Source organism: Serratia sp. MYb239, assembly GCF_002966855.1.
Classification (GTDB): Bacteria; Pseudomonadota; Gammaproteobacteria; order Enterobacterales; family Enterobacteriaceae; genus Serratia_B; species Serratia_B rhizosphaerae.
In genome coordinates, this window is sequence record NZ_CP023268.1 from 2,787,811 (window position 1) to 2,810,705 (window position 22,895).

Sequence of the window (22,895 nt, forward strand, 5' to 3'; positions counted from 1 at the left end):
CGCGCGCAACTGCCAACGCGCCCCCGGTTGCTGCCTGGTTCAATATTCCATGCTCCGCCAGCGGCGCGCGCAGCCCTTGCAAAAATTAAAACATCGTTTTAATTTATCCTCAGCGGACTCATCCGTTATCAGGAGCGCATGATGTTTGTATTTAAACAAGATACCCGGCTGGAAACGCTGGGCGATGGCGTATCGCGCCGTATTCTGGCTCACGGCGGCGGCATGATGGCCGTGGAGGTGCACTTTCTCGCCGGCGCGGTGGGGCCGTTGCACAGCCACCCCCATGAGCAGCTGACCTACGTGTTGTCCGGACGTTTTGAATTCACCATCGGCGAGGAGACGCATCAGGTCAGCGCCGGCGATACGCTGTATAAGCGGCCTCACGTGGTACACGGCTGCGTCTGTCTGGAAGCCGGCGTCCTGCTGGATACTTTTACCCCGCAGCGGGAGGATTTCCTGACCTGAGCCGCGTCCTCCCTGTTCTCCCCGGTTAAAAATTGCGAGCCGCAGCGCAATTTAAGCGATTGTTCGCTCAGCGCGGCGCATCCTCGCCAATACTGTGTAGACGGTAAACCGGGCGGAGACAGGGTATGCAAATCGGTAATCAGGCGAGGATGAACCGGCTGTTTAATCAGGGTAAATGTCTGGATGTGGCGATCGACCACGGTATCGCCAACGAGCCGGATTTTTTGTCCGGCCTGGAGAATATCGAACGGGTGATGAGCAGCCTGATCGACGCCCGCCCGGACGCCATTCAGGTCAATTACGGCCAGGCCGACCTGCTGCAGGCTGCCCCGCAGCGCAACAAGCCGGCGCTGGTAATGCGCACCGACGTCGGCAATGCCTATAACGCCGCCCGCCATCGTGAAATGTGGGCGGTGCTGCATAATCCGGAGCAGCCGCTCCTCGCCGCCCTGCAAATGGATGCCGCCGCAGTGGTGGTCAACCTGTATATGATCCCGGATGAGCCCGGCATTTTCCGCCAGTGCGTGGAGAACATCGGCCGTTTGCGTCACGCCTGCGAGCGTTACGCCATGCCGCTGATGATCGAGCCGCTGGTGATGGCGCCGGCCGGCCAGGGTGCGGCCTACGGCTCGATCGGTGATGTGGAGAAAATGGTGCCGCTGGTGCGGCTGGCGCGCGAACTGGGCGCCGATATCATCAAGGCCGACCCGACCGAACGGGTGGAAGATTTTCACCGCATCGTCGAAGCGGCCCGCTGCCCGACGCTGGTGCGCGGCGGCGGCAAAGGCGAGCTGCGCGCGGTGCTGGACAAGTCCGCCGCGCTGATGGCGCAAGGCGCCAGCGGAATGGTGTATGGCCGCAACGTTTATCAGCACGATAACCCGGCGCAGGTGGTGCGCGCATTGATGGCGATTATCCACCAGGGCGCCGGCGGCGAGCAGGCGCTGGAGATTTACCATCAGGCATAGCGCATCGTTATGTAACTAAAATAACTCCCGTTCTCCGCTGCCGGCCGTGGTAATCTGCAGCCGGTAACTGCACCCGTCCCCTTTCCCCGTTAGAATAGCGCGTCACAACCTGCTCCGGAGAATTCTTATGTCACAGCCAAGGCTTCCGCTGAAGCTCAGCACCTCGGTTACGCTGATGGTGTCCGCCATTATCGCCTCGGTGCTGATGGTGGTTTACGCGCTGTTTTTTGTCCAGATGGACCATGAAGGACAAAGCCAGCTGCAGCGTAAAGCCATGGCTATCGCCGAAACGCTGGCGCTGTCCGACACCATCGTCGACGGGCTGCAGAACCGGCGGCAGGACGGCGCTATTCAGCGCTTCGCCGAGCAGGTGCGTCAGCATAATGAACTGCTGTTCGTGGTGGTGCTGGATATGGACGGCATCCGCTATTCGCACCCCAAACCGGCGCTGATCGGCCATCATTTTATCGGCAACGACCTGGCGCCGGCGCTGCGCGGCCAGTTAAACAGCGCCATTAACCGCGGCGCGCTGGCTCCGGCGCTGCGCGTGTTTGTGCCGGTTTATAACGCCCGCCACCAGCAGATCGGCGTGGTAGCGCTGGGCATTGCGCTGGATACCGTCGAGCGGGTTATCGACGAGAGCCGCTGGATCATCTACTGGACGCTGGCCTTCGCCGCACTGGTCGGCTCGCTGGGCACGTTCTGTCTGGTAAAAGCGCTGAAACGCATTATGCTCGGTTTTGAGCCTTACGAAATTTCCAACCTGTTCGAACAGCGCAATGCGATGCTGCAATCGATTAAAGAAGGCGTGATTGCCGTCGATAATCAATCACGCATCAGTATCGTCAATGATGAGGCTAAGCGGCTGCTGCGGCAGAGCGGGCCGGTTGAAAACCTGCTGCTCAGCGCCGCCAGCAAACACTGGCCGGCGCAATTGCATCTGGCAGAGGTACTGGCCAGCGGTAAACCGCGGCGCGACCGGCAGATCGCCTTTAACGGCAGTGAACTGCTGGTCAATACCGTGCCGGTGATCGTTCAGGGACAGGTGGTCGGCGCGATTGCGACCTTTCGTGACAAAACCGAGGTCAGCCAACTGCTGCAGCGCCTCAGCGGCATGACGCAATATGCCGATGCGCTGCGGGTGCAGTCGCATGAGTTTATGAACAAGCTGCACGTGATCCTCGGCATGCTGCATATGAAGGCGTATCAGCAGTTGGAAAACTATGTGATCAATACCGCCAGCACCTATCAGGAAGAGATCGGCACCCTGCTGCGCCGGATAAAATCGCCTGAAGTCGCAGGCTTTTTTATCGCCAAAATCAACCGTGCGCAGGAGGCCGGCATCGATCTGGTGATTGATGAGGACAGCCTGCTGCCGGAAGCGGCAGAGGCGGAAACCACCCATGTGCTGATCAGCGTGCTGGGTAATTTAATCGAAAACGCCATTGAGGCCATCGACGGTGAGGAAGGACATGAAATTACCCTGAGCTTCCATCACAATGGCAATCATTTACACTGTACCGTCAGTGACGACGGTCCGGGCATCGATCCGATCGTCGGCTCGCGCATTTTTGAACAGGGATTTTCAACCAAAGGGTCAGGACGCGGCATCGGCCTGGCATTAATTCTCAGCCACCTGCAAAAGCTGGGCGGCAGTATTGATTTTGACTCTGAACCGGGTGAACTGACCCAGTTTTATGTGCATATTCCCTATCAGGCCAAGAGCTGAAAACATGATTAACGTACTGATTGTCGATGACGATCCCATGGTGGCGGAACTCAATAAATATTACCTGAGCCAGGTCAAGGGCTTTCACTGCCAGGCCACGGTGGCAACGCTGGCGCAGGCACATGCCCTGCTCACCGACGCCAGCGCCCGTATCGACCTGGTGCTGCTGGATATTTATATGAAGCAGGAGAATGGGTTAGACCTGCTGCCGGCGCTGCGCGAACTGGGGGAGAAAACTGACGTCATCGTCATCTCTTCCGCCAGCGACGTCGACACGGTGCAAAAAGCGCTGCATTACGGCGTGGTGGATTATCTGATCAAGCCCTTTCAGTTCACCCGTTTCAAACAGGCGCTGAGCCACTATCAGCAGCAGTCACAGCTGTTGGCGCAGCGTACATTTTGCGCGCAGTCTGACGTGGATAATCTGCTGCGCCGCCAGCCGAACGGCAGCGAAAACAAGAAACTGCCGAAAGGGTTAACCAGCATTACGCTGCGCACGGTATGTGAGTGGATTGAACAGCAGCGTGATGAGGAGTTTTCCACCGACAACCTGGCCAACGCCATCGGCATATCACGGGTCTCATGCCGTAAATATTTAATTTATCTGGCTGACAGCGAGATCCTCAGCACCCGCATTATGTACGGCACCACCGGCCGGCCGGTGTATCTCTATCAGCTCAACGCCGATGCGCTGGGCCTGTTGCAATCGTATTGCCGCTGACCCTCTTCGCCGCCCCGCGCGCCGGCATAACACATGCGCGCTTCCCCCCTTCTTCTGCCCGTCGCCGGCATCGGGCGTTTATTGCACTGCCAGCGGATAAAGCCGGCAAAGTTCAGCGCTAAACGTAAATTTTATTAACAAATTCAGAACATATCGCTACGGTAATGTTTGCGTCACAATTAATTAATAAAACAACAGTAATAAAACTGTGTGAATAGAATTATTCCTAAAAATTTCACTTATCCGATGAGCGAACCAGAATTTCAATCCATTGATATTTAATTATTTTATAAAAAATCACACGATTTATAACTTCTTAACATGGGTTTAATACTTAATTAAACTTTGATCATCAGCGTGATCTGGTTCTAACTTTATAGGCGAATGGATGAATAACTCTCGCTTGGATGCTTACCCTGTTAATGCAAAACCCTGCAAGGTTTTTAGGAGGATTTATGGCTGATAATATCGTGAAAGACGTCGCTGACACCGCAAGCGATCTGGTTGGTTCCGTTACCGGTACTGCGGGCGATCTGGTTGGCGGCGTGTCTGGCACCGTAGGCGATCTGGTCGACTCTACCGTTGACAACGCTACCGGCGCTATCGGCGGTGTCGTTGACGCTGTAACTTCAGGCAGCGGCGGCCTGTGGGGTGTGATTAGCGGCGTAGCCGGCAGCGTTGGCGGCCTGCTTTCCGGCGTAGCAGGCTCTCTGCTGGGTCTGGTGGGTGATGTGGCTGGCACCGTAGGCGACCTGGCCGGCAATGTGACTGATTTTGTTGGCGGCGTACTGGATAAAATCAGCGACCTGGGCGGCGATGTCGGCAAAGTTGTTGACCACGTCACCGACGGCGTATCTGGTGTGGTTGACCACGTCACCGACGGCGTATCCGGTGCGACTGACGCAACCGACGCGCTGATCTCTGCACTGGAGCAGACCGGTGGCGACGTTGCCGCTGCTGCTACTCCTGCTGCTGTAGAAGTTAACGGCGTGACTGACGCCGCAGACGCTGCCGTACACCACGCAGCGTAAGCCATACCCGGATTCATAATATCGCTCTGCGGTCGTTCTGGCCGCAGAAACAAAATAACCGGAACGCAATAATTTTCACATATTTGCCAGGGTTTGCTGCGCCATTCTGAGGGGCCGGCATCATTTTATTGTTATTCATGGGGGTGGGAAATGAAACCAGAAACAGAAATTGTTCGCGTCGGTGACTGGCAGGTCTATGTAGAGCGATATATGTACCCCGGCGTCACGGATTCCGTCATCTGCGTTAATGGATCTTTTTCAACCACGCTGGCTTTTCGCAGCTGCGTACGAAACTTCAAGAACCGGGTTAACGTCATTCTCTTCGATTTACCGTTCCTTGGTCAGTCCCGTCAGCACAATGATTTAACCAAACCGCTGGCGAAAAGCGATGAGGTTTTCATTCTGCAGAGTTTGATTAACCATTATGAACCGTCTTATCTGCTCTCTATCTCCTGGGGCGGACTGGCAGCACTGATGGCGCTCTCCTCCCGCCCGCGCTCCATCCGCAAAGCCGTCGTTGCTTCGTTCTCCACCAAGGTTAACGACGCGATGAATTACTACGTCAGCCAGGGTAAAAAACTACTGGATGAAGGCAAAGGCGATGAAGCGGCTATGCTGCTGAACACCGAGGTCGGCAAATATCTGCCGAATCTGTTAAAGCAGGTGAACTACGAACATTTGCGGCAGTTTGATGAGTCAGCGCAAAAGCAGGTTCGTTACCACGTTGCGCAGATTACCGAGTTTAATCAGGCGGATTATATCGATACCTTCCGACAAATCGATACGCCGATACTGTTCATTAACGGCGAGCAGGACGAATACACTACAGCGCAAGATATTAAGGAACTCAGTAATTATATCAATAACTGCGAATTTATTACCGTACCGCAGGCTGGCCACTTTATTTATATGGAAAGCCGCTTTGCGGCAGATTATTTCAACGACGTGATGAACGGTTTTCTGTTGGTTGAAGAGGCGATGGCATCCTGAAAACGTGTCGCCGCACGCTGAAAGGCCGGACGTCAACAGCGACCGGCCTTTTGTTTTTCTTGCGAATGTTCAGTCCCAGCTGATGCGCCCGCACAGGCTCGGGTCGCGTCCTTCATCATCCCATTTCAGGCTGCCGCGGTCCCCCGGCGGCATACAGTTCACCAGATAGTCTCTGGCCGCCGGCCGCGTGCTGTTCGGGTGCCGTCGAATCCGCTCCCGCTGCTCCCCCAGAATATGCGCGCGTTGCCGCTGGCGCTGGTAATCCGCCAGTGCTTGAGCCTGCTCTTCACTCTCCGCCCGCTGATTGTCCTGCGCCAGTTTTTCCGCATTCCATATTTGGTGGCGCGGCACAGGCTTGAGGGGCTGCTGCGCATTACCCACTTTCCGATCGGCCGCTTCCGGCGGGTGATATTGTAAATCAAAGGTCGCGCCTGCGGCCGCAGACGCCGCGCCCATCAGCACCGCCGTCAGTAGCGGTAAGCTCCGTTTCATCAACATTCTCCTGAAATCCCTGTTTATGCGAATGCCATTCCGAGGGGGACGCCTGCCGTAAAGATCTCCCCCTGGCCCCACCGCTGCGGCGCTGAGCGCCGAAAGCTTGGGACAGAGTTAATTAGCATTCTTATTAATGGCTATAAAAACGGCAGGCCGCAGGATTATAAATGACGGCCAAATGAGAATGAAAGTGATTACGCTAATTACAATAGTTAATTAATCTGGCGGATAACCGGCGCCATCGACTCAATTCTGCTCCGAAACCAGCACCGCCAGCGTATCAGGCTCCAGCGCCTTGAAGATATGCGCCCTATCGCCGGGATAACAGATATAGTCGCCGGCATACAGCTCGACCGGCGTATCAATCAGCCCGACCAGCGCCCGGCCTTGAGTGATGATGATATGTTCCACCGAACCGGGCGAGTGCGGCTGCGAAATGCGGTCGGCGCCGGGCTGGGCCGTCAGCAAATAGATATCACGCCGCGCCCCCGGCGGACAGGTCGCCAACAGCGCAGCGGTGTAGTCGGCCATTTCCGCCACCACCGTCGGCCCTTCGCCGCGACGGATCACCTGCGTGCTGTTTTGCTGTGGCTCCATCAGCCTGGCAAACGGAATATCCAGGGCGACGCACAACGACCACAGCGTTTCCAGACTGGGGTTGCCGTTAGCCGCCTCCAACTGCGACAACGTCGATTTAGCGATGCCCGCACGCCGGGCGACCTCAGCCAGAGAGAGGCCCGCACGCTGGCGTTCACGCACCAGCGCATCGGCAATAATGGTTATCGGTTGCGTCATAAATTACGGCACCTTAATCCTATAACGAACGATCGTTCGACTTGTAAAACACTTCAGCGTTGTTCATTATAACAAAACTTTCGTTCGTTATAAGGTCATGGAGATGAAGTTCAACCGCTTGAGCGTGCTAAACAGTGAGGTGGTCAAAGGCATCGTGCTGGTCTGCCTCGCCGATGGGATCGTGGGCGTCTCTTACGGCTCGCTGGCTACCGGCTACGGCTTCCCGCTGTGGGTGCCGCTGGCGCTGTCAGTCCTGGTGCTGGCCGGCGCGTCCGAGTTTCTGTTTATTGGCATCGTCGCCGGCGGCGGCAGCCCATTTGCCGCAGCGACCGCCGGGCTGTTGGTCAACGCGCGCCATATGCCTTTCGGCATGGCGGTGAAGGATTTGATCGGCCACGGCCCGGCGCGCTTTCTCGGCTGCCATATTATGAACGATGAAAGCGTGGTGTTCGGCGTATCGCAACCGACGCTGCCAGCGCGCAAGGCGGCTTACTGGCTGTGCGGTCTCGGTATCGCACTGTGCTGGCCGCTGGGGGTGATTGTCGGCGGTTCGATCGGCAATTTAATCCCGGACGTGCACAGCATTGGTCTGGATGCCGTCTTCCCGACGATTTTGCTGGCGCTGATCGTCTCAGCGTTGAAAAACCGCCGCACCCTGCTCTCCGCCGTTTCCGGCACGGCGTTCGCGCTGGCGGCCGTACCCTGGGCGCCCATTGGCATGCCGGTGCTGTTTGCCCTGTTAGGGCTGCTGATCAGAAAGAGGACGCATTGATGTCACTGCACTCCATTGTTACCGGCATGATTATCCTGGCCGCCGGCACCTACCTGCTGCGCCTGAGCGGCGCCCTGCTCGGCCAAAAAATGGCCTTTTCCACCACCACCCGCGACCTGCTTGCGGATGCCGCCACCACGCTGTTGCTGGCGGTCGCCGTTATCGCCACGCTGTTCGAAGATCAGCATTTCGCCGGCGCGGCGCGGGTGGTCGGCGTCTTGACCGGCTTACTGCTCACCTGGCGTAAAGTACCGTTAATTATCGTGCTGGTCGCCGCGGCCGCAGTGACCGCACTGCTACGCTGGCTTGGCCTGCCCTGAGCGGAATGATTCGCATAACCAAAATAATGATAATAACCAAGCGTAACTGTTCTATGATGTAATTTCAGCGCAACGGGATAAATTGCGCATTAACCATCGGTGCCGGACTGACAGTTCGGCACTTCCAAGACATGTGATGCATCGCTTCGGTTAACTTTATTATGCTGAAAAAAACGCTTCCCCTGCTTCCCCTGTGCCTGGCTTTACTGCCGACGTTCGGTCACGCCGTCGATAAGGCAGAGATCGATAAAGTCGTACAACCATTAATGGAAAAATACGCGGTGCCGGGTATGACCATCGCCGTTTCCGTTGACGGCAAACCGCAATTCTACAATTACGGCGTGGCATCCAAACAGAGCAAGCTGCCGGTTACGCAGAACACGCTGTTTGAGATCGGCTCGCTGAGCAAAACTTTTACCGCCACGCTGGCCGCCTATGCGCAACACGCCGGCAAGCTTGACTGGGCGCAACCGGCCAGCCATTACCTGCCGCAACTGCAAGGCAGCGCCTTTGACCGCGTCAGCCTGCTGAACCTGGCGACCCATACCTCCGGTCTGCCGCTGTTTGTGCCGGATGAGATCACCAATGAACAACAGCTGATGGACTATTACCGCCAGTGGCAGCCCTCGCACCCAATAGGCAGCTACCGGGTATATTCCAATCTGGGAATTGGTCTGCTGGGCATGATCACCGCCAAAAGCCTGGCGCAGCCGTTTACCATCGCGATGGAGCAACGTTTGCTGCCAGCTCTGGGCATGACGCACAGCTATGTCAATGTGCCGCCGGCCGCCCAGAAAGATTATGCGCAGGGTTACAATAAAGAAGACCAACCGGTGCGTGTTACCCCCGGCCCGCTGGATGCTGAATCTTACGGCCTGAAATCCAGCAGCAGCGATCTGATCCGTTACCTGAACGCCAATATGGGGCTGGTCAAGGTAGCGCCTGACTGGCGGCAGGCGCTGGATGGCGTTCATCGCGGCTACTACCACGCCAGCGAGTTCACGCAGGACCTGATGTGGGAAAGCTACCCTTACCCGGTCACGCTGGATACGCTGCTGGCGGGCAATGATGCGAAAGTGATCATGAATGGCGTGCCGGCACAGGCAATAACCCCGCCGCAGGCTCCTCAGCAGCAGGCCTGGTACAACAAAACCGGCTCGACCAACGGTTTTGCCACCTACGCGGTATTTATCCCTGCACAGAAAACCGCCGTTGTGATGCTGGCAAATAAAAACTTCCCTAATGATGAGCGTGTAAAAGCGGTATACCAGATTGTACAGAGCCTGACGCGCTGAGCATCATCGCCTTTCGGGGGGGCATGCGTCCCCCGGTTTTCCTCTGGTAATGCTGAGTCATAATGCGACAGTTTTTTGCGTAAAAGTCTGAAACAAGCGTCTAAAAAAACAGGCGGAATTAATCATTATCCGTTGAATAATTGGTACATTAATCATTTCCTGGCAAATCTATCGCACACGCCAAACTTAAGCGCTACTTGTTAATCACCTCATTGTTTCTACCTTTACTTATTACAAGGAAATCATCTCAGCTACCGTGGCCGAAGATAACCACTCAGGGAATGTGGTGAGTAGTATCCGCCGATTTACTTGGATAGTGAGGAGATGAAAATGGTCGACGAGGCCCCACCGCTCAGCCTGCCCGTCAGGGTAAAATACATCCGCCAACAGATTATCGCGGCAGGTAATGACGTTAAGCTGCGCTTCCCCGTGTTGAAATATCAGAACGCCATCGGCTTAGGCATCTTGCTCTTCTCGATATTTTCACTGGTTGCCGTCTCGACGTTCTATATTCATCAGCAGATTTCCTGGTGGTTATGCCTGCTGCTGAATGCACTGTGTCTCTCTTTAGCCCATGAAATAGAACACGATTTAATTCATAACCTCTATTTTAAAAAAAATCGCTTTATGTATCACCTGATGATGACCTTAGTGTGGATCGTCAGGCCAAGCAGCGCTAACCCGTGGGCGCGTAAAACGCTGCACCTTAAACACCACCAGTATTCCGGCTCAGAGCAGGATCTTGAAGAACGTGCGCTCAGCAACGGCACTCGATGGGGAGTGCTCCGGCTGCTGATGACGGCGGATCTGATGGTGGCACTGGCCGTCGTCGCCTGGCAGGACAAAGGCAAAGGCGACCTACGAGGGGTATTACTGACCGGCCTCAAAGCGTTCTTCCCCGTCGCTTTTCTTACCTGGGGGCTGTGGTATCTGTTCCTGATCGTACACGGCATCGATTTTGCTGCTACGCTGAGCGGCATGCCGATTACCTGGTCCGGCGCAGCACAAGCGCCGATCGGCTATCTCGACATGTTGGTGGTGGTACTGATTGGCCCCAATATTCTCTGGAGCTTTTGCCTGCACTTCGTCAGTTCAAATATGCATTATCATGGCGATATAGAGCACAACAATATCCTGCAGCAGACGCAGGTGATGAACCCTTGGTGGCTATGGCCGCTGCAGCTGTTTTGTTTTAATTTCGGCAGCACGCACAGCATTCACCACTTCGTGGTTAATGAGCCGTTCTATATCCGCCAGTTGACTGCGGCAAAGGCGCACCGCGTAATGAGAGAGATGGGCGTCAGGTTTAACGACTATGGCTCATTCGGCCGGGCCAACCGTTGGGGAGCCGCGGAGTAAACGGTAAAAACGCGAGAACTGCGCGCCCCTGCACCACCTGAGTCAGGGCCGGGCCGGGCGATTCTCGCGCCTGCTTACATCACTGAATGCATATCCGCATGAGACGTTGCAATGCCGTTAACGTCGATAGCACTGTGCGCCGGTGCCGCATGATCGTGTCCATCAAGGTACAAATTAAATTCCGCAGCGCTGGTTTTTTCCTGCTTATCCCCCAGCAGGCCATCGAACCAATGTTTGATCCCCTCGAAAATATGGCTGGGTTTATCCGTCAGCTGATCATACTTTTCCTTAATCTCATGGAAAGAATTCCCCACTTTATCAGCAAGGTTCTTAGCGCCTTCCAAGGTATCCTTGAAAAACGTGAGCGGTTTGCTAAATAAATCTGAAAGATGACTGGCACGAATGTGAATAAACTCCCCTACCTCATGGGATAATGATTTCATTTGTTTCAGCGTGGATTGGAAAAGCTCAGAGGATTCAGGCGATAAACTATCGATTGTTTCTTTAATAGCGGTATGAAATTTAACAATGGGATCGCGCAAATATTTCGGTAACGAACTCAGGAAATCATCTTCATTTTCGAACTTGTCGAACATAGTACCCCCAGATAAACCATCAATTGTGATACTCAGGTCTTATTTTTATAGTTGTAAAGCCTCACCCCGTCAAAAACACGCTGGATGAATAAGAAAAGTCACAGCATGGCGGCACGCACACCGCCGGTGTGGCTATACTGGAGTGGCACGCACTGCCCACTTTTAAGGGGAGCTTATGTTTGACCACGTTAAATTCGGCGTTAGCGACTATGCCGCCAGCAAGACCTTCTTTCTCAACGCATTGGCGCCATTGGGTGTAAGCGTGGTTGCTGAAGGAACGCCGGACTACGGCGTAGAGTTAAGTTCTCCCAGCAACGCATCACTGTGTCTGTACCAAACCGCAGAACGGCCGGCGCACCTGCACCTGGCGTTTGTCGCCGACAGCCGTCGGCAGGTGGATGATTTCTACCGCGCGGCGCTGGCGGCCGGCGGTACAGATAACGGCGCACCGGGCCTGCGCCCCAATTATCACACCAATTACTACGCCGCCTTTGTGATTGCGCCGGACGGCCATAATATTGAAATGGTCTGCCATCGGCCTGATGAATGAAAATAGCGATAAGGAAATGGAGGCTGCCTGTACGGCAGTGAACAGGGGCGATGATGGTATGAGGATCAGAACAGATTTCTAAGCTGCCTGTACGGCAGTGAACTGTTGCAGATTAGCACTAGCCCGTTGTTTTTAAAAGCACTGCCGGCGATGGCGCACAAAAATGTTATTTTTTCACCGCCCAGAAAACCAATTGCATATCAATAAGTTATCTGGGGTATGAAAAAGGGTCTGCGTGCCTCCGGCTCGTAAAGCAGTTTCCTAACGACTTGGCACAAACAGACAGCGACACGCTGGTTATAGATATCAGTCCTGTTTTACGTCCGTTGTCTCACCGTTTTACCTCCCTGCTCCCAACCTTTGCCTGTTCTGGCTATACTGGATTGCCAATGATTCATAAGGTAAATAAGTTTGTTTTGCTCACGCGCCTGCCCGCGAGCAAATCATGCAACAGATAACTAAACAACCGGAAGGTAGCATTATGAGATTAGCGGTAATAGTGATAGTCGGCGTACTGGTTTGCCTCGGTATGATGAGCTTCTTACAATATATCAGCGAGCAGCCCTGGGGGCAGTAAATACAGTAGGCCAAGCAGAATTCAACACGCCAGCGTCTGTGATGATTGTTGAGCAACATCAACAATGGCGTGCAATCGCGCATTCTTACATAACCGGGATTTTATCTATAACTGCCATCCAGTCCCTCCCTACCCCTTTCGTCTATTCGTTTTTATATTAAAAATTTTCTGCTGCCTCATGTTTTTTCGGTTGAAAACCATCATCACTGGGCGATATTGCCATGTAATAAAAGAATTTTACTTATCAAAATAAATAAATCCATTTAGGGGATTATTAATAACAAGAACAATTCACAATGCCAACCATTATTTTCTTTAAGCTATTAGTTACTCCTCTAAAAATATAAAGTGAATGGCTTCCCATTCAGATTTATATTCGACGCATTGCTCAAGCACCATTCTGACGGCCCGTTCACGTAGCTCAAGGGATCACAATCAGCTGATTTCTCTATCATTTAGAAGCGCTTTTCACTGAGCGTTTGATCTCGCGGCAATCCGCTGTAATTCATTTCATTCGGCAGCGGCATTTGCACTTTTTAGACCAGAGTCTAATCTGGTTAGAATCCGACCTAAATTAGACTCCAGTCTAAAATACCCATAAACTCCCATGGGAGAGTGTCATGAGCAAACCGATCAAGAATATCGTCATCGTGGGCGGCGGTACTGCGGGCTGGATGTCCGCTTCGTACCTCGTCCGGGCGCTCCAGCAGCAGGCGAACATTACGCTCATCGAGTCTGCAGCGATCCCTCGGATCGGCGTAGGCGAAGCGACCATCCCGAGTTTACAGAAGGTGTTCTTCGACTTTCTCGGGATACCGGAGCGGGAGTGGATGCCCCAGGTGAACGGCGCGTTCAAGGCCGGCATCAAGTTCGTGAACTGGAGAGAGTCTCCTGATCGCTCGCACAACGATTATTTCTACCATTTGTTCGGCAATGTGCCGAACTGCGACGGCGTGCCGCTTACCCACTACTGGCTGCGCAAACGCGAGCAGGGCTTTCAACAGTCGATGGCGTACGCCTGCTATCCGCAGCCCGGAGCGCTCGATGGCAATCTGGCTCCGTGCCTGCACGACGGCAGCCGCCAGATGTCCCACGCGTGGCACTTCGACGCGCATTTGGTGGCCGACTTCCTGAAACGCTGGGCCGTCGACCGCGGGGTGAACCGCGTGGTCGACGAGGTCGTGGAGGTTAACCTGAACGACCACGGCTTCATCTCCAGTCTATCCACCAAGGAGGGCCGGAAGCTGGAGGCGGATCTGTTTATCGACTGCTCCGGCATGCGCGGGCTCTTGATCAACCAGGCCCTGAAAGAGCCCTTTATTGACATGTCCGACTACCTGCTGTGCGACAGCGCGGTCGCCACCGCCGTCCCCAATGACGACGCTCAAGCGGGGGTCGAACCCTACACCTCCTCGATCGCCATGAACGCGGGCTGGACCTGGAAGATTCCGATGCTGGGCCGGTTTGGCAGCGGCTACGTCTTCTCCAGCAAGTTCACCTCTCGCGATCGGGCCACCGCCGACTTCCTCAAGCTCTGGGGCCTTTCGGACAATCAGCCGCTCAACCAGATCTCGTTCCGGGTCGGGCGCAACAAGCGAGCGTGGGTCAACAACTGCGTCGCTATCGGGCTGGCGTCGTGCTTTTTGGAGCCTCTGGAATCGACGGGTATCTACTTCATCTACGCGGCGCTTTACCAACTCGTGAAGCACTTCCCCGACACCGCGTTCGACCCGCGCCTGGCCGACGCATTTAACGCCGAGATCGTCTACATGTTCGACGACTGCCGGGATTTTGTTCAGGCGCACTATTTCACCTCCTCGCGTGAAGACACCGCGTTCTGGCTCGCCAACCGGCACGAGCTGCGGCTCTCCGACGCCATCCAGGAGAAAATTGAGCGCTACAAGGCGGGCCTGCCGCTGACCACCACCTCGTTCGACGATGACACCTACTACGACACCTTCGACTTTGAGTTCAAGAACTTCTGGTTGAACGGCAACTACTATTGCATCTTTGCCGGCCTGGACATGCTGCCCGACCGCTCGCTGCCGCTTTTGCAACTGCGGCCGGAATCGATCGATAAAGCCGAAGCGATGTTCGCCAGCATCCAGCACGAGGCGGAGCGTCTGCGCACCAGCCTGCCGACAAACTATGACTACCTGCGCTCGCTGCAGAAAGGCTACGCGGAACAGTCGCGGCCCGCGTCGCCGGAGATCCTGTAGTGGAACGCGCCCTGGATCGGGCTGGTGCCTTCGCCGCCACCCACGCGGCCGTGGCGGCCTGCGACCCGCTGCAGGCGCGCCCGCAGGTACTGCAGCTGCCGGGCCTGAACCGTAACCAGGACGTACCCGGCATCGTCGGTCTGCTGCGCGAGTTCCTGCCGGTGGGCGGCGTGCCCGCCGGCTGGGGCTTCACCGAAGCCGCCGCCGCGATGCGGGACATCGGGTTCTTCCTGGGATCGCTCAAGCGACACGGACAAGAGCCGGCGGACGCGGTGCCCGGGCTGGAGCCGCTGCTGCTCGACCTGGCGCGCATCACCGAGATGCCGCCGCGCGAGACGCTGCTGCATGTGACGGTCTGGAACCCTTCAGCGGCCGACGCGCAGCGCAGTTATTCCGGGCTCGACGATGAAACGCACCTGCTCGAGAGCGTACGCATGTCGATGGCAGCGCTCGAAGCGGCCATCGCCGTGACCGTCGAGCTGACTGAGGTGCCCCTGCGCTCGCCCGCGTTTGCACAGGGCTGCGACGAGTTGGCCGCCTATCTGCAAAAAATGGTTGAATCGATCGTCTACGCGTACCGCTTTATCTCGCCGCAGGTCTTCTACGATGAGCTACGCCCCTTCTACGAACCGATTCAAATCGGAGGCCAGAGCTACCTTGGCCCCGGCGCCGTAGAAATGCCCCTGTTCGTGCTGGAGCATGTGTTGTGGGGCTCGCAATCGGATCATCCGGTTTATCTGGAATTCAAAGAGACCTACCTGCCCTACGTGCTTCCTGGATACCGAGCGGTCTACGCCCGCTTCGCCGGGAAGCCGGCGCTGGTAGACCGCGCGATCGCCGAGGCGCAAGCGGCCGGCGCGCAGGACGAATCCGTCCGGGCCGGACTGACGGCCCTCAACCGGCTCTTCGTGATCCTGCTGCGCTTCCGGGCGCCGCATCACCAATTGGCGGAACGGGTATACGAAGCCGGACGCAGCGGTCCCTCGGTCGGCAGTGGCGGATACGCGCCCAGCATGCTCGGCGACCTGCTCACGCTCACGCTGGCCGCACGTTCCCGCCTTCGCGCCGCTCTCAACCCGTCCTGACGCACGCGGCTGTCTGTTTCCTCTCATTAGGAGATTTGCCCTCATGACTCAGAAGAGCCCGGCGAACGGGCGCGATAACCACCACTTCGATGTGATCATCATCGGCTCAGGCATGTCCGGCACCCAGATGGGAGCCATCCTGGCCAAACAGCAGTTTCGCGTGCTGATCGTCGAGGCGTCGTCACACCCGCGCTTCACGATCGGCGAATCGTCGATTCCCGAAACCTCGCTGATGAACCGCATCATCGCCGATCGCTACGGCATTCCGGAACTCGACCACATCACGTCGTTCTACTCGACGCAGCGTTACGTGGCGTCGAGCACCGGCATCAAGCGCAACTTCGGTTTTGTGTTCCACAAACCCGGCCAGGAGCACGATCCGAAGGAGTTCACGCAGTGCGTCATACCCGAGCTGCCCTGGGGACCGGAGAGCCATTATTACCGACAAGACGTCGACGCCTACCTGCTGCAGGCCGCCATTAAATACGGCTGCACGGTGCTTCAGAATACGAAGGTGACCGAATTCCACGCCGATAAAGACGGCGTCGCGATTACCACCGCGCAGAACGAACGCTTCACCGGCCGCTATATGATCGACTGCGGAGGCCCGCGCGCGCCGCTGGCGATCAAGTTCAATCTCCGCGAAGAGCCGTGCCGCTTCAAGACGCACTCACGCAGCCTCTATACGCATATGATCGGGGTGAAACCGTTCGACGACATCTTCAAGGTCAAGGGGCAGCGCTGGCGCTGGCACGAAGGAACCTTACACCATATGTTCAAGGGCGGCTGGCTCTGGGTGATTCCGTTCAATAACCACCCGCGCTCGACCAACAACCTGGTGAGCGTCGGCCTGCAGCTAGACCCGCGTGTCTACCCGAAAACGGACATCTCCGCGCAGCAAGAATTCGACGAGTTCCTCGCACGCTTCCCGAGCATCGGGGCGCAGTTCCGCGACGCCGTGCCGGTGCGCGACTGGATCAGGACCGACCGCCTGCAGTTCTCATCAAGCAGCTGCGTCGGCGACCGCTACTGCCTGATGCTGCACGCGAACGGCTTCATCGACCCGCTCTTCTCCCGTGGGCTAGAGAACACCGCGGTGACTATCCATGCGCTCGCGGCTCGCCTCATCAAGGCACTGAACGACGACGACTTCTCCCCGGAACGCTTCGAATACATCGAACGCCTACAGCAAAAACTTTTGGACCACAACGACGACTTCGTCAGCTGCTGCTACACGGCGTTTTCGGACTTCCGCCTGTGGGACGCGTTCCACCGGCTATGGGCCGTCGGCACGATCCTCGGGCAGTTCCGGCTCGTGCAGGCGCACGCAAGGTTCCGCGCGTCGCGCAACGAAGGCGATCTCGACCACCTTGACAACGATCCCCCGTACCTCGGGTACCTGTGCGCGGACATGGAGGGCTACTATCAGCTGTTCAACGACGCCAAAGCCGAGATCGAGGCCGTAAGCGCCGGGCATAAGCCGCCCGAGGAGGCCGCAGCGCGGATCCACGCCCTCATCGACGAACGGGACTTCGCCAAGCATATGTTCGGCTTTGGCTACTGCATCACCGGGGAAAAACCGCAGCTCAACAACTCAAAGCACAGCCTGCTGCCGGCGATGAAGCTGATGTACTGGACACAGACCAGCGCGCCGGCAGAGGTGAAAAAGTACTTCGACTACAACCCGATGTTCGCGCTCCTCAAGGCGTACATCACCACCCGCATCGGCTTGATGCAGAAGAAGTAGCCGGCCGTTGAGGAGCCAAAAACAATGAACGATATTCAATTGAATCAGGCAAGCGTCAAGGCGCATCCCCCGAAGGCATACGACGCAACAACATCCGTGGCCGCAAGCTGGTACGTTGCGATACGTTCAAGCGACCTCAAGGACAAACCGAAGGCGCTAACGCTCTTCGGCCGTCCGTGCGTGGCGTGGCGCGGCGCAACAGGACAGGCCGTGGTGATGGATCGCCATTGCTCGCACCTCGGCGCGAACCTGGCCGACGGGCAGGTCAAGGACGGCTGCATCCAGTGCCCGTTTCATCATTGGCAGTACGACGAGCAAGGCCAGTGCGTTCACATTCCCGGCCACAGTCAGACGGTACGCAGCCTGGAGCCAGTACCACGCTCGGTGCGCCAGCCGACGCTGGTCACCGCCGAACGATACGGCTACGTGTGGGTCTGGTACGGCTCCCCGGAGCCGCAGCATCCATTGCCCGACATCGCCGCCGCCGACGTCGACAACGATGATTTTATGCACCTGCATTTCGCGTTCGAAACGACGACGGCGGTCTTGCGCATCGTCGAGAACTTCTACGACGCGCAGCACGCGGCCCCGGTGCACGAGCTCCCGATCTCGGCCTTCGAACTCCGGCTGTTCGACGATTGGCGCCAATGGCCGGAGGTCGGGCCGCTGGCCCAGTCAGGCGCGTGGTTCGGCGCTGGGATCGACTTCACCGTGGACCGCTACTTCGGGCCCTTCGGCATGCTGGCGCGTGCGCTCGGTCTGAACATGTCGCAGATGAACCTGCACTTCGATGGCTACCCCGGCGGATGTGTCATGACCGTCTCTCTGGACGGAGACTTCAAATACAAGCTGCTCCAGTGTGTGACGCCGGTGAGCGACGACAAGAACATCATGCACATGCTTATTTCGATCAAAAAGGTGGGCGGCGCCCTGCGCCGCGCGACCGACTACATGCTGTTCGGACTGCAGACCAGACAGGCAGCGCAGTACGACGTCAAAATCTGGAACGGGATGAAGCCGGACGGCGGCGGCGCGTACAGCAAGTACGACAAGCTGGTGCTCAAGTACCGGGCGTTCTACCGGGGATGGGCCGACCGCGCGGTCAGCGAGCGGTGATGCGTGAGTTGGGGGTCTTGCCCGGATGGGGTTCGGAGACGTCGTTTCGCCGGGTGCTTACAAACCTGATGAGCGGCGTCACAGTTAGCACGGTGTGAGGGTTCCGGCCATTTTAAAGCCTGTGATTATATCAGCCTTTACCTTAGTCACTCCCCTCGCGCATTGAAACCTTGGGCGTAGTTGGCTATGTTACGGCCATGTCAATTAACAAGGAATGTTGCTCATCGTGAAGAGGTTGCCTGATAACCTGTACCACCTGTTCTATGGGGAACTTGTACCTGAACTGTATGACCGGATCGTCACACCATCCCGTGCATGGGATAAAATTTGTCGCCGCTATACATTCGATCATAAAAGCGCCATAGGTTTTAGTAACTTTGGTTCAGATATCAAGGAACGCGTTGCCTGGGACTCTTCCCCGGTTGATGAGCAAGGCTATTATGCCAAGTCGATAAAACACAACATCGAGCATGGTGACGTTGTTTATATCGACACCAAGTCACTATGGAACCCGTTAGACTTCGCGTTTTACATCAATCATCAGGGGTTTCTGGTATCAAATTCTGGCTACAGCGCCTTTAAGCTTGATGGCGCCAACCGAATTATTCACTATTACGAGCAAGCTGTCGCATCGCGTCGCGGACAAAGCCGCCCGCGAGCTACCGTTCGGCCTGTTCCACAGCAGCCTCAAACCGCTAAAAAAGCGCTCAATACGTTAAATAGCAAAGCAGTTGGACGGTTGCTAGCCGCAGGCGGGATATATAACCAGAATGTGGAGGGGTTTGCTGAAACAGCAAAACAGCTCGGTGGAGAGGCTGCGGATGGATTTAATCAGGTTGCAAACCCTCAGTCTATTGGCTCGCTGATCGCACTATCATCCATCGTGGCCGTGGCAAAGCTTCCAAGTGGTGGCGTAGCCAATGTCAAATCACTGGAAGAACTACAACAATTCTTGGGTACATATAAAGGCGAGCGTAAATTACTGGATAATATCGATGTTATTAAGATGAACTATGTTCGACGCTCCAGAGAGGAAGCAAAACTATTACGCAGAGAATTTGATGGAAAAGTAAGGAAAAACTTTCTTAAGTCTATTTCTGATAACCCTGAGGTTACCAGAAGGTTTAACTCTGATGATTTAGAGCTCATAGCCAAAGGAAGGGTTCCTGAGGACTGGTCAGTTCATCATAAACTTCCATTAGACGATAGCGGAACTAATGACTTCAATAAGTTAGCTCTTATTAATGAGCGGTATGAACACGCTGTATTTACAACTACACAATCTCGTATTACCAGAGGAATGTCCTCAGGGGAGCCGCGTGAAGTACTTTGGCCTGTACCTAAAGGCGTTATCTATCCGTGAGATTTAAAATGAAGAATATGAATGATATTGTCGAAGAAATTCAAAAACTTGCTGAGTTGTTAGAGTACCCCGTGTACCCTGGTGTTACAGCTAACCTACCGTATTATGATTTCGGTAGGAAAATTGGCTCTCAGCAACATGATTTTTGGGCACAATATGGTCAGTTTATCCGTCTAATGGATGGTTTTCAGATAGATGGCATTCGTATATACGGCCTGGAAAATCATGGGAAGTCCAAGTATAACCGACTCATCGAATACAATGATGAACTAACCTTGATATCCCAAAAAGCCCCTAATGCTTATGTTGAATCATATGATCATCTAATCGTTATTGGAAATAATGGAACAGATACTTTCGTATACGACGTCCGTACACAAAAATGGGATATGCGGGATCGTATTGCCATTGATGAATCCTACGAATCTCATGACACATTTGAAAGTTTTCTATCCTCAGTAGTGAAAACTATACAGGTGAATAATGCCTAAAAAAAATTATAGATAGACCCTCTTCCCCTATCTGTAACTCTAGATAATGGAATATTTATCAGGTATATGATTTCCTGATAGACCCAGTGATTTGGTCGGGATTTTTTCCAAAAAACTTATCCCTATTCGTAATTTTCTTGGACAAGTTGAGCGCTTTCACCGAACGATGTAATTGCCGCCGTAGTGCTTAACCCAGTTGGCAACGACGATTGCATGCTTGCTTGATGCCGCCAGAAACGACAGTTCCCAGCGATGCGCGAATAACAATATAACACAATAAAATCAACAACTTAAAAAAAGACCGAATACGATTCCTATATTCGGTCTAGGGAAATGGCTCTTGGGAGAGAGCCGTGCGCTAAAAGTTGGCATTTATTGCAGGGCTTGTTCAGCCATGCACTTTAAGCGTAGCCTACACGGCGGCTTTTGCCAGCCAGGCGCACGGCGGGTGATAGTTTCCACGTGGCATTAAATGCGTACAGAATTCACCCGATTGTTAACCTATTGATAAGCCAACGCGACGACTGGCCCTACTTGGCGCACAGCGTTTGCGCACGCGCGCGGAACGGCTCGACGCTCATCTTTTCCCCGGAGTGATTGGCGTCATCCAGCAGGATGGTCGCCAGCGGCTGCGCACGTTGCTGGCCGGCGGCCACCTGCGCCTGGGCAATATCATTAAGCGGATACTGCATCAGCGTGCTGTTGTTCAGCACAAACAGCGCGCCGTCTTTACGGCACTGCAGGGTGACTTCCTCTTTGGTGAATGCCCACTGCTTGCCGAACTCCAGTTTGGTGACGTTTTCCAGACCTTCCGCGGCCAGTGCGCCGCCTGCGCCCGCCAGCAGTGCGAGGGCTAATAATGCACGTTTCATGTAATGACCTTCAGTAGCTATTTGGTTCAATTTTCCCGTAATCCGGGGGGATACCGCAAGTCGCAATATCACGTTGGCGCATAGGTGGCGAACAGGCTGACCAGCAGCAGTACCGCCCCGCCCAGCGCCAGCTCACTCCAACAGGCTAAGATTACGCCGCGCTGGGCCAGATTCGGCACGCTGTGCAACGCCGGCACGATCGCATACCGGTTGGTCAGCGCCACGCCCACCATCAGCAGCACCAGCGCGCTTTTTATCAGCAGCAAACGCTGATACGGCGACGATATATCCAGCGGCCAGCCGCCGACGATCATCAGGCCGTTGAGAACGCCAGTGATCAGCACCACCGCCACCGCCAGATGTCCCCAGCGGGAAAAACGGATCAGCGTGGTTACCGCTTCCGCACGCCACTGGGGCAGATGCAGGTAGCGCAGGCAGACCAGCAGCGGCAGCAGGCTGCCAAACCAGTAACCGGCGGCCAGCAGATGCAGCGCATGGCTGAGGCGGTGCAGCGTGCCGAACAGGCCGCTGTGCATCGCCGCATGGCCGATAAAGGCCATGCTGATCAACAACAATCCGCCGAGCAGCGCGCTCGCCGCGGCGCGCAGGCGCAGCGGCAACCACAGTGCCGCCAACGAACAGAGCGACAGCGCCAAATGCCAGCGCCACACTTCACCAAAGGTGGTGCCGAGCACCGCCAGCCAGATATCCCACTGATAGGTATCCTGCCAACCGTCCCCCATCAGGCCGGCCTGTACGGCCAGCAGCGCTACGGCTGAGACGGCGGCCGCCAGCGTCGAACCAGCCAGCCAAGGGCGCAGATCGCGGGAAAGTAACGCAGAGAGCCGCTGCGGCGACAGTAAGGCGGTGAACAAACCAATGCCGAACATCAGCATCACCGCCGTAAAGTGCACGAAGCGACACAGGACAAACAGAGTCGCCAGGGTCATCGGTTATTTTACGGTAAAGCTGTATTGGCCTTTGGTTTTATGTCCGTCAACGGAAACCACGTGCCAGTCGACCTGATATTTCCCCGCCGGCAGCACTTCCGGAATCGGAATGCTGGCTTTGGCATTATCCTTGGCGTCCAGTTGCAGTTTGCCGATTTTGACCGCTTTATTATCCGGGCCGATCAGTTTGACTTTGCTGAAGCCCGGTTCAATACCTTCCGAGAAGCTGAGCGTCAACGCCTGCGGCGCCGGGCTGACGGTGGCATCCGCCGCAGGCGTTTGCAATTTAAGGTGAGCATGCGCTAAAACCTGCTGCGAAGACAAACCGACAAACAGCGCGAACAGCGTGGCGAGCAGACGAGATGAGGAGCGAATTTTACCGATCACAG

23 protein-coding genes are annotated in these 22,895 nt (G+C 55.6%); 17 read left to right on the top strand and 6 right to left on the bottom strand.

The annotated features are described in order from the left end of the window. The first annotated feature begins 141 nt into the window (after positions 1–141). The 6 genes from CLM71_RS13445 (at position 142) to CLM71_RS13470 (ending at position 5,904) form a co-directional block, all read left to right on the top strand. On the top strand, positions 142–465 hold the full coding sequence (locus CLM71_RS13445; protein ID WP_105231452.1) for a cupin domain-containing protein: 324 nt from the start codon (positions 142–144) through the stop codon (positions 463–465). Between the two features lie 125 nt (positions 466–590). Next, on the top strand, positions 591–1,433 hold the full coding sequence (locus tag CLM71_RS13450) for a class I fructose-bisphosphate aldolase (protein ID WP_105231453.1): 843 nt from the start codon (positions 591–593) through the stop codon (positions 1,431–1,433). A gap of 127 nt (positions 1,434–1,560) precedes the next feature. Beyond that, positions 1,561–3,162 (top strand): sensor histidine kinase, encoded by a 1,602-nt coding sequence (locus CLM71_RS13455; RefSeq protein WP_105231454.1) that lies wholly within the window; start codon positions 1,561–1,563, stop codon positions 3,160–3,162. A 4-nt stretch (positions 3,163–3,166) separates the two neighbouring features. Next, entirely contained in the window at positions 3,167–3,883 is a 717-nt protein-coding gene (dcuR, locus tag CLM71_RS13460; RefSeq protein WP_105231455.1) for a two-component system response regulator DcuR, read from the top strand. Positions 3,884–4,338: 455 nt separating this feature from the next. Next, positions 4,339–4,914 carry a hypothetical protein gene (locus tag CLM71_RS13465; RefSeq protein WP_105231456.1) on the top strand — a complete coding sequence of 192 codons (576 nt, stop codon included), beginning with the start codon at positions 4,339–4,341 and terminating at the stop codon, positions 4,912–4,914. 150 nt (positions 4,915–5,064) lie between these two features. Beyond that, positions 5,065–5,904 carry an alpha/beta fold hydrolase gene (locus CLM71_RS13470; protein WP_105231457.1) on the top strand — a complete coding sequence of 280 codons (840 nt, stop codon included), beginning with the start codon at positions 5,065–5,067 and terminating at the stop codon, positions 5,902–5,904. Positions 5,905–5,973: 69 nt separating this feature from the next. On the opposite strand, the gene CLM71_RS13475 is transcribed toward CLM71_RS13470, so the two are convergent. Together CLM71_RS13475 and CLM71_RS13480 are read right to left on the bottom strand one after the other, a co-directional pair. After that, a complete protein-coding gene (locus tag CLM71_RS13475; RefSeq protein ID WP_105231458.1) occupies positions 5,974–6,396 on the bottom strand; it encodes a hypothetical protein in 423 nt (140 codons plus the stop codon). 249 nt (positions 6,397–6,645) lie between these two features. Further along, positions 6,646–7,194, bottom strand: coding sequence for a helix-turn-helix domain-containing protein (locus CLM71_RS13480; protein ID WP_105231459.1), 549 nt, complete (start codon positions 7,192–7,194; stop codon positions 6,646–6,648). A 103-nt stretch (positions 7,195–7,297) separates the two neighbouring features. Here CLM71_RS13480 and CLM71_RS13485 point away from each other — a divergent pair, with 103 nt between their 5' ends. The 4 genes from CLM71_RS13485 to CLM71_RS13500 all read left to right on the top strand — a co-directional run bounded on the left by CLM71_RS13485 (position 7,298) and on the right by CLM71_RS13500 (position 10,940). Next, the gene (locus tag CLM71_RS13485) at positions 7,298–7,966 is read left to right on the top strand and encodes an AzlC family ABC transporter permease (RefSeq protein WP_105231460.1); all 669 of its coding nucleotides are present in this window, start codon (positions 7,298–7,300) and stop codon (positions 7,964–7,966) included. After that, positions 7,966–8,286, top strand: a complete 321-nt coding sequence (locus CLM71_RS13490; RefSeq protein WP_105231461.1) for an AzlD domain-containing protein — start codon at positions 7,966–7,968, stop codon at positions 8,284–8,286. Before CLM71_RS13485 ends, CLM71_RS13490 begins: the two co-directional genes overlap by 1 nt. A 161-nt stretch (positions 8,287–8,447) precedes the next feature. Further along, complete coding sequence (gene ampC / locus CLM71_RS13495; protein WP_105231462.1) at positions 8,448–9,581, top strand: class C beta-lactamase; 1,134 nt, start codon at positions 8,448–8,450, stop codon at positions 9,579–9,581. Between the two features lie 330 nt (positions 9,582–9,911). Further along, a complete protein-coding gene (locus tag CLM71_RS13500) occupies positions 9,912–10,940 on the top strand; it encodes a fatty acid desaturase (protein WP_105233398.1) in 1,029 nt (342 codons plus the stop codon). A 74-nt stretch (positions 10,941–11,014) separates the two neighbouring features. Here CLM71_RS13500 and CLM71_RS13505 read toward each other — a convergent pair whose 3' ends face one another. Further along, the gene (locus CLM71_RS13505; RefSeq protein ID WP_105231463.1) at positions 11,015–11,536 is read right to left on the bottom strand and encodes a hypothetical protein; all 522 of its coding nucleotides are present in this window, start codon (positions 11,534–11,536) and stop codon (positions 11,015–11,017) included. A 175-nt stretch (positions 11,537–11,711) separates the two neighbouring features. Between CLM71_RS13505 and CLM71_RS13510 the strand changes: the two genes are divergently transcribed. From CLM71_RS13510 to CLM71_RS13540, 7 genes are all read left to right on the top strand, one after another. After that, positions 11,712–12,086, top strand: coding sequence for a VOC family protein (locus tag CLM71_RS13510; protein ID WP_105231464.1), 375 nt, complete (start codon positions 11,712–11,714; stop codon positions 12,084–12,086). Positions 12,087–13,283: 1,197 nt separating this feature from the next. Continuing rightward, complete coding sequence (locus CLM71_RS13515; RefSeq protein ID WP_105231465.1) at positions 13,284–14,882, top strand: tryptophan halogenase family protein; 1,599 nt, start codon at positions 13,284–13,286, stop codon at positions 14,880–14,882. Next, positions 14,882–15,967 carry a monodechloroaminopyrrolnitrin synthase PrnB family protein gene (locus tag CLM71_RS13520; RefSeq protein ID WP_105231466.1) on the top strand — a complete coding sequence of 362 codons (1,086 nt, stop codon included), beginning with the start codon at positions 14,882–14,884 and terminating at the stop codon, positions 15,965–15,967. The genes CLM71_RS13515 and CLM71_RS13520 overlap by 1 nt, the downstream gene beginning before the upstream one ends. A gap of 43 nt (positions 15,968–16,010) precedes the next feature. Next, positions 16,011–17,714: an NAD(P)/FAD-dependent oxidoreductase gene (locus tag CLM71_RS13525; RefSeq protein ID WP_105231467.1), complete on the top strand. Its 1,704-nt coding sequence runs from the start codon at positions 16,011–16,013 to the stop codon at positions 17,712–17,714. Between the two features lie 24 nt (positions 17,715–17,738). Further along, on the top strand, positions 17,739–18,830 hold the full coding sequence (locus CLM71_RS13530; RefSeq protein ID WP_105231468.1) for a Rieske 2Fe-2S domain-containing protein: 1,092 nt from the start codon (positions 17,739–17,741) through the stop codon (positions 18,828–18,830). Positions 18,831–19,056: 226 nt separating this feature from the next. Beyond that, positions 19,057–20,193, top strand: a complete 1,137-nt coding sequence (locus CLM71_RS13535) for an HNH endonuclease (RefSeq protein ID WP_234008576.1) — start codon at positions 19,057–19,059, stop codon at positions 20,191–20,193. Between the two features lie 17 nt (positions 20,194–20,210). After that, positions 20,211–20,684, top strand: coding sequence for a YrhA family protein (locus tag CLM71_RS13540; RefSeq protein ID WP_158684815.1), 474 nt, complete (start codon positions 20,211–20,213; stop codon positions 20,682–20,684). Positions 20,685–21,214: 530 nt separating this feature from the next. Here CLM71_RS13540 and CLM71_RS13545 read toward each other — a convergent pair. The 3 genes from CLM71_RS13545 to yobA form a co-directional block, all read right to left on the bottom strand. After that, positions 21,215–21,556, bottom strand: coding sequence for a YebY family protein (locus tag CLM71_RS13545; RefSeq protein WP_105231471.1), 342 nt, complete (start codon positions 21,554–21,556; stop codon positions 21,215–21,217). Between the two features lie 68 nt (positions 21,557–21,624). Beyond that, the gene (gene copD / locus CLM71_RS13550) at positions 21,625–22,506 is read right to left on the bottom strand and encodes a copper homeostasis membrane protein CopD (protein ID WP_105231472.1); all 882 of its coding nucleotides are present in this window, start codon (positions 22,504–22,506) and stop codon (positions 21,625–21,627) included. Positions 22,507–22,509: 3 nt separating this feature from the next. Continuing rightward, positions 22,510–22,893 carry a CopC domain-containing protein YobA gene (gene yobA / locus CLM71_RS13555; protein ID WP_105231473.1) on the bottom strand — a complete coding sequence of 128 codons (384 nt, stop codon included), beginning with the start codon at positions 22,891–22,893 and terminating at the stop codon, positions 22,510–22,512. Positions 22,894–22,895: the final 2 nt, after the last annotated feature.

What these genes read in the sequence shown, in the direction of transcription:
- CLM71_RS13445 (WP_105231452.1), top strand. Translation starts at nt 142, where the DNA reads ATGTTTGTATTTAAACAAGATACCCGGCTGGAAACGCTGGGCGATGGC.
- CLM71_RS13450 (WP_105231453.1), top strand. Translation starts at nt 591, where the DNA reads ATGCAAATCGGTAATCAGGCGAGGATGAACCGGCTGTTTAATCAGGGT.
- CLM71_RS13455 (WP_105231454.1), top strand. Translation starts at nt 1,561, where the DNA reads ATGTCACAGCCAAGGCTTCCGCTGAAGCTCAGCACCTCGGTTACGCTG.
- dcuR (WP_105231455.1), top strand. Translation starts at nt 3,167, where the DNA reads ATGATTAACGTACTGATTGTCGATGACGATCCCATGGTGGCGGAACTC.
- CLM71_RS13465 (WP_105231456.1), top strand. Translation starts at nt 4,339, where the DNA reads ATGGCTGATAATATCGTGAAAGACGTCGCTGACACCGCAAGCGATCTG.
- CLM71_RS13470 (WP_105231457.1), top strand. Translation starts at nt 5,065, where the DNA reads ATGAAACCAGAAACAGAAATTGTTCGCGTCGGTGACTGGCAGGTCTAT.
- CLM71_RS13475 (WP_105231458.1), bottom strand. Translation starts at nt 6,396, where the DNA reads ATGAAACGGAGCTTACCGCTACTGACGGCGGTGCTGATGGGCGCGGCG.
- CLM71_RS13480 (WP_105231459.1), bottom strand. Translation starts at nt 7,194, where the DNA reads ATGACGCAACCGATAACCATTATTGCCGATGCGCTGGTGCGTGAACGC.
- CLM71_RS13485 (WP_105231460.1), top strand. Translation starts at nt 7,298, where the DNA reads ATGAAGTTCAACCGCTTGAGCGTGCTAAACAGTGAGGTGGTCAAAGGC.
- CLM71_RS13490 (WP_105231461.1), top strand. Translation starts at nt 7,966, where the DNA reads ATGTCACTGCACTCCATTGTTACCGGCATGATTATCCTGGCCGCCGGC.
- ampC (WP_105231462.1), top strand. Translation starts at nt 8,448, where the DNA reads ATGCTGAAAAAAACGCTTCCCCTGCTTCCCCTGTGCCTGGCTTTACTG.
- CLM71_RS13500 (WP_105233398.1), top strand. Translation starts at nt 9,912, where the DNA reads ATGGTCGACGAGGCCCCACCGCTCAGCCTGCCCGTCAGGGTAAAATAC.
- CLM71_RS13505 (WP_105231463.1), bottom strand. Translation starts at nt 11,536, where the DNA reads ATGTTCGACAAGTTCGAAAATGAAGATGATTTCCTGAGTTCGTTACCG.
- CLM71_RS13510 (WP_105231464.1), top strand. Translation starts at nt 11,712, where the DNA reads ATGTTTGACCACGTTAAATTCGGCGTTAGCGACTATGCCGCCAGCAAG.
- CLM71_RS13515 (WP_105231465.1), top strand. Translation starts at nt 13,284, where the DNA reads ATGAGCAAACCGATCAAGAATATCGTCATCGTGGGCGGCGGTACTGCG.
- CLM71_RS13525 (WP_105231467.1), top strand. Translation starts at nt 16,011, where the DNA reads ATGACTCAGAAGAGCCCGGCGAACGGGCGCGATAACCACCACTTCGAT.
- CLM71_RS13530 (WP_105231468.1), top strand. Translation starts at nt 17,739, where the DNA reads ATGAACGATATTCAATTGAATCAGGCAAGCGTCAAGGCGCATCCCCCG.
- CLM71_RS13540 (WP_158684815.1), top strand. Translation starts at nt 20,211, where the DNA reads ATGAATGATATTGTCGAAGAAATTCAAAAACTTGCTGAGTTGTTAGAG.
- CLM71_RS13545 (WP_105231471.1), bottom strand. Translation starts at nt 21,556, where the DNA reads ATGAAACGTGCATTATTAGCCCTCGCACTGCTGGCGGGCGCAGGCGGC.
- copD (WP_105231472.1), bottom strand. Translation starts at nt 22,506, where the DNA reads ATGACCCTGGCGACTCTGTTTGTCCTGTGTCGCTTCGTGCACTTTACG.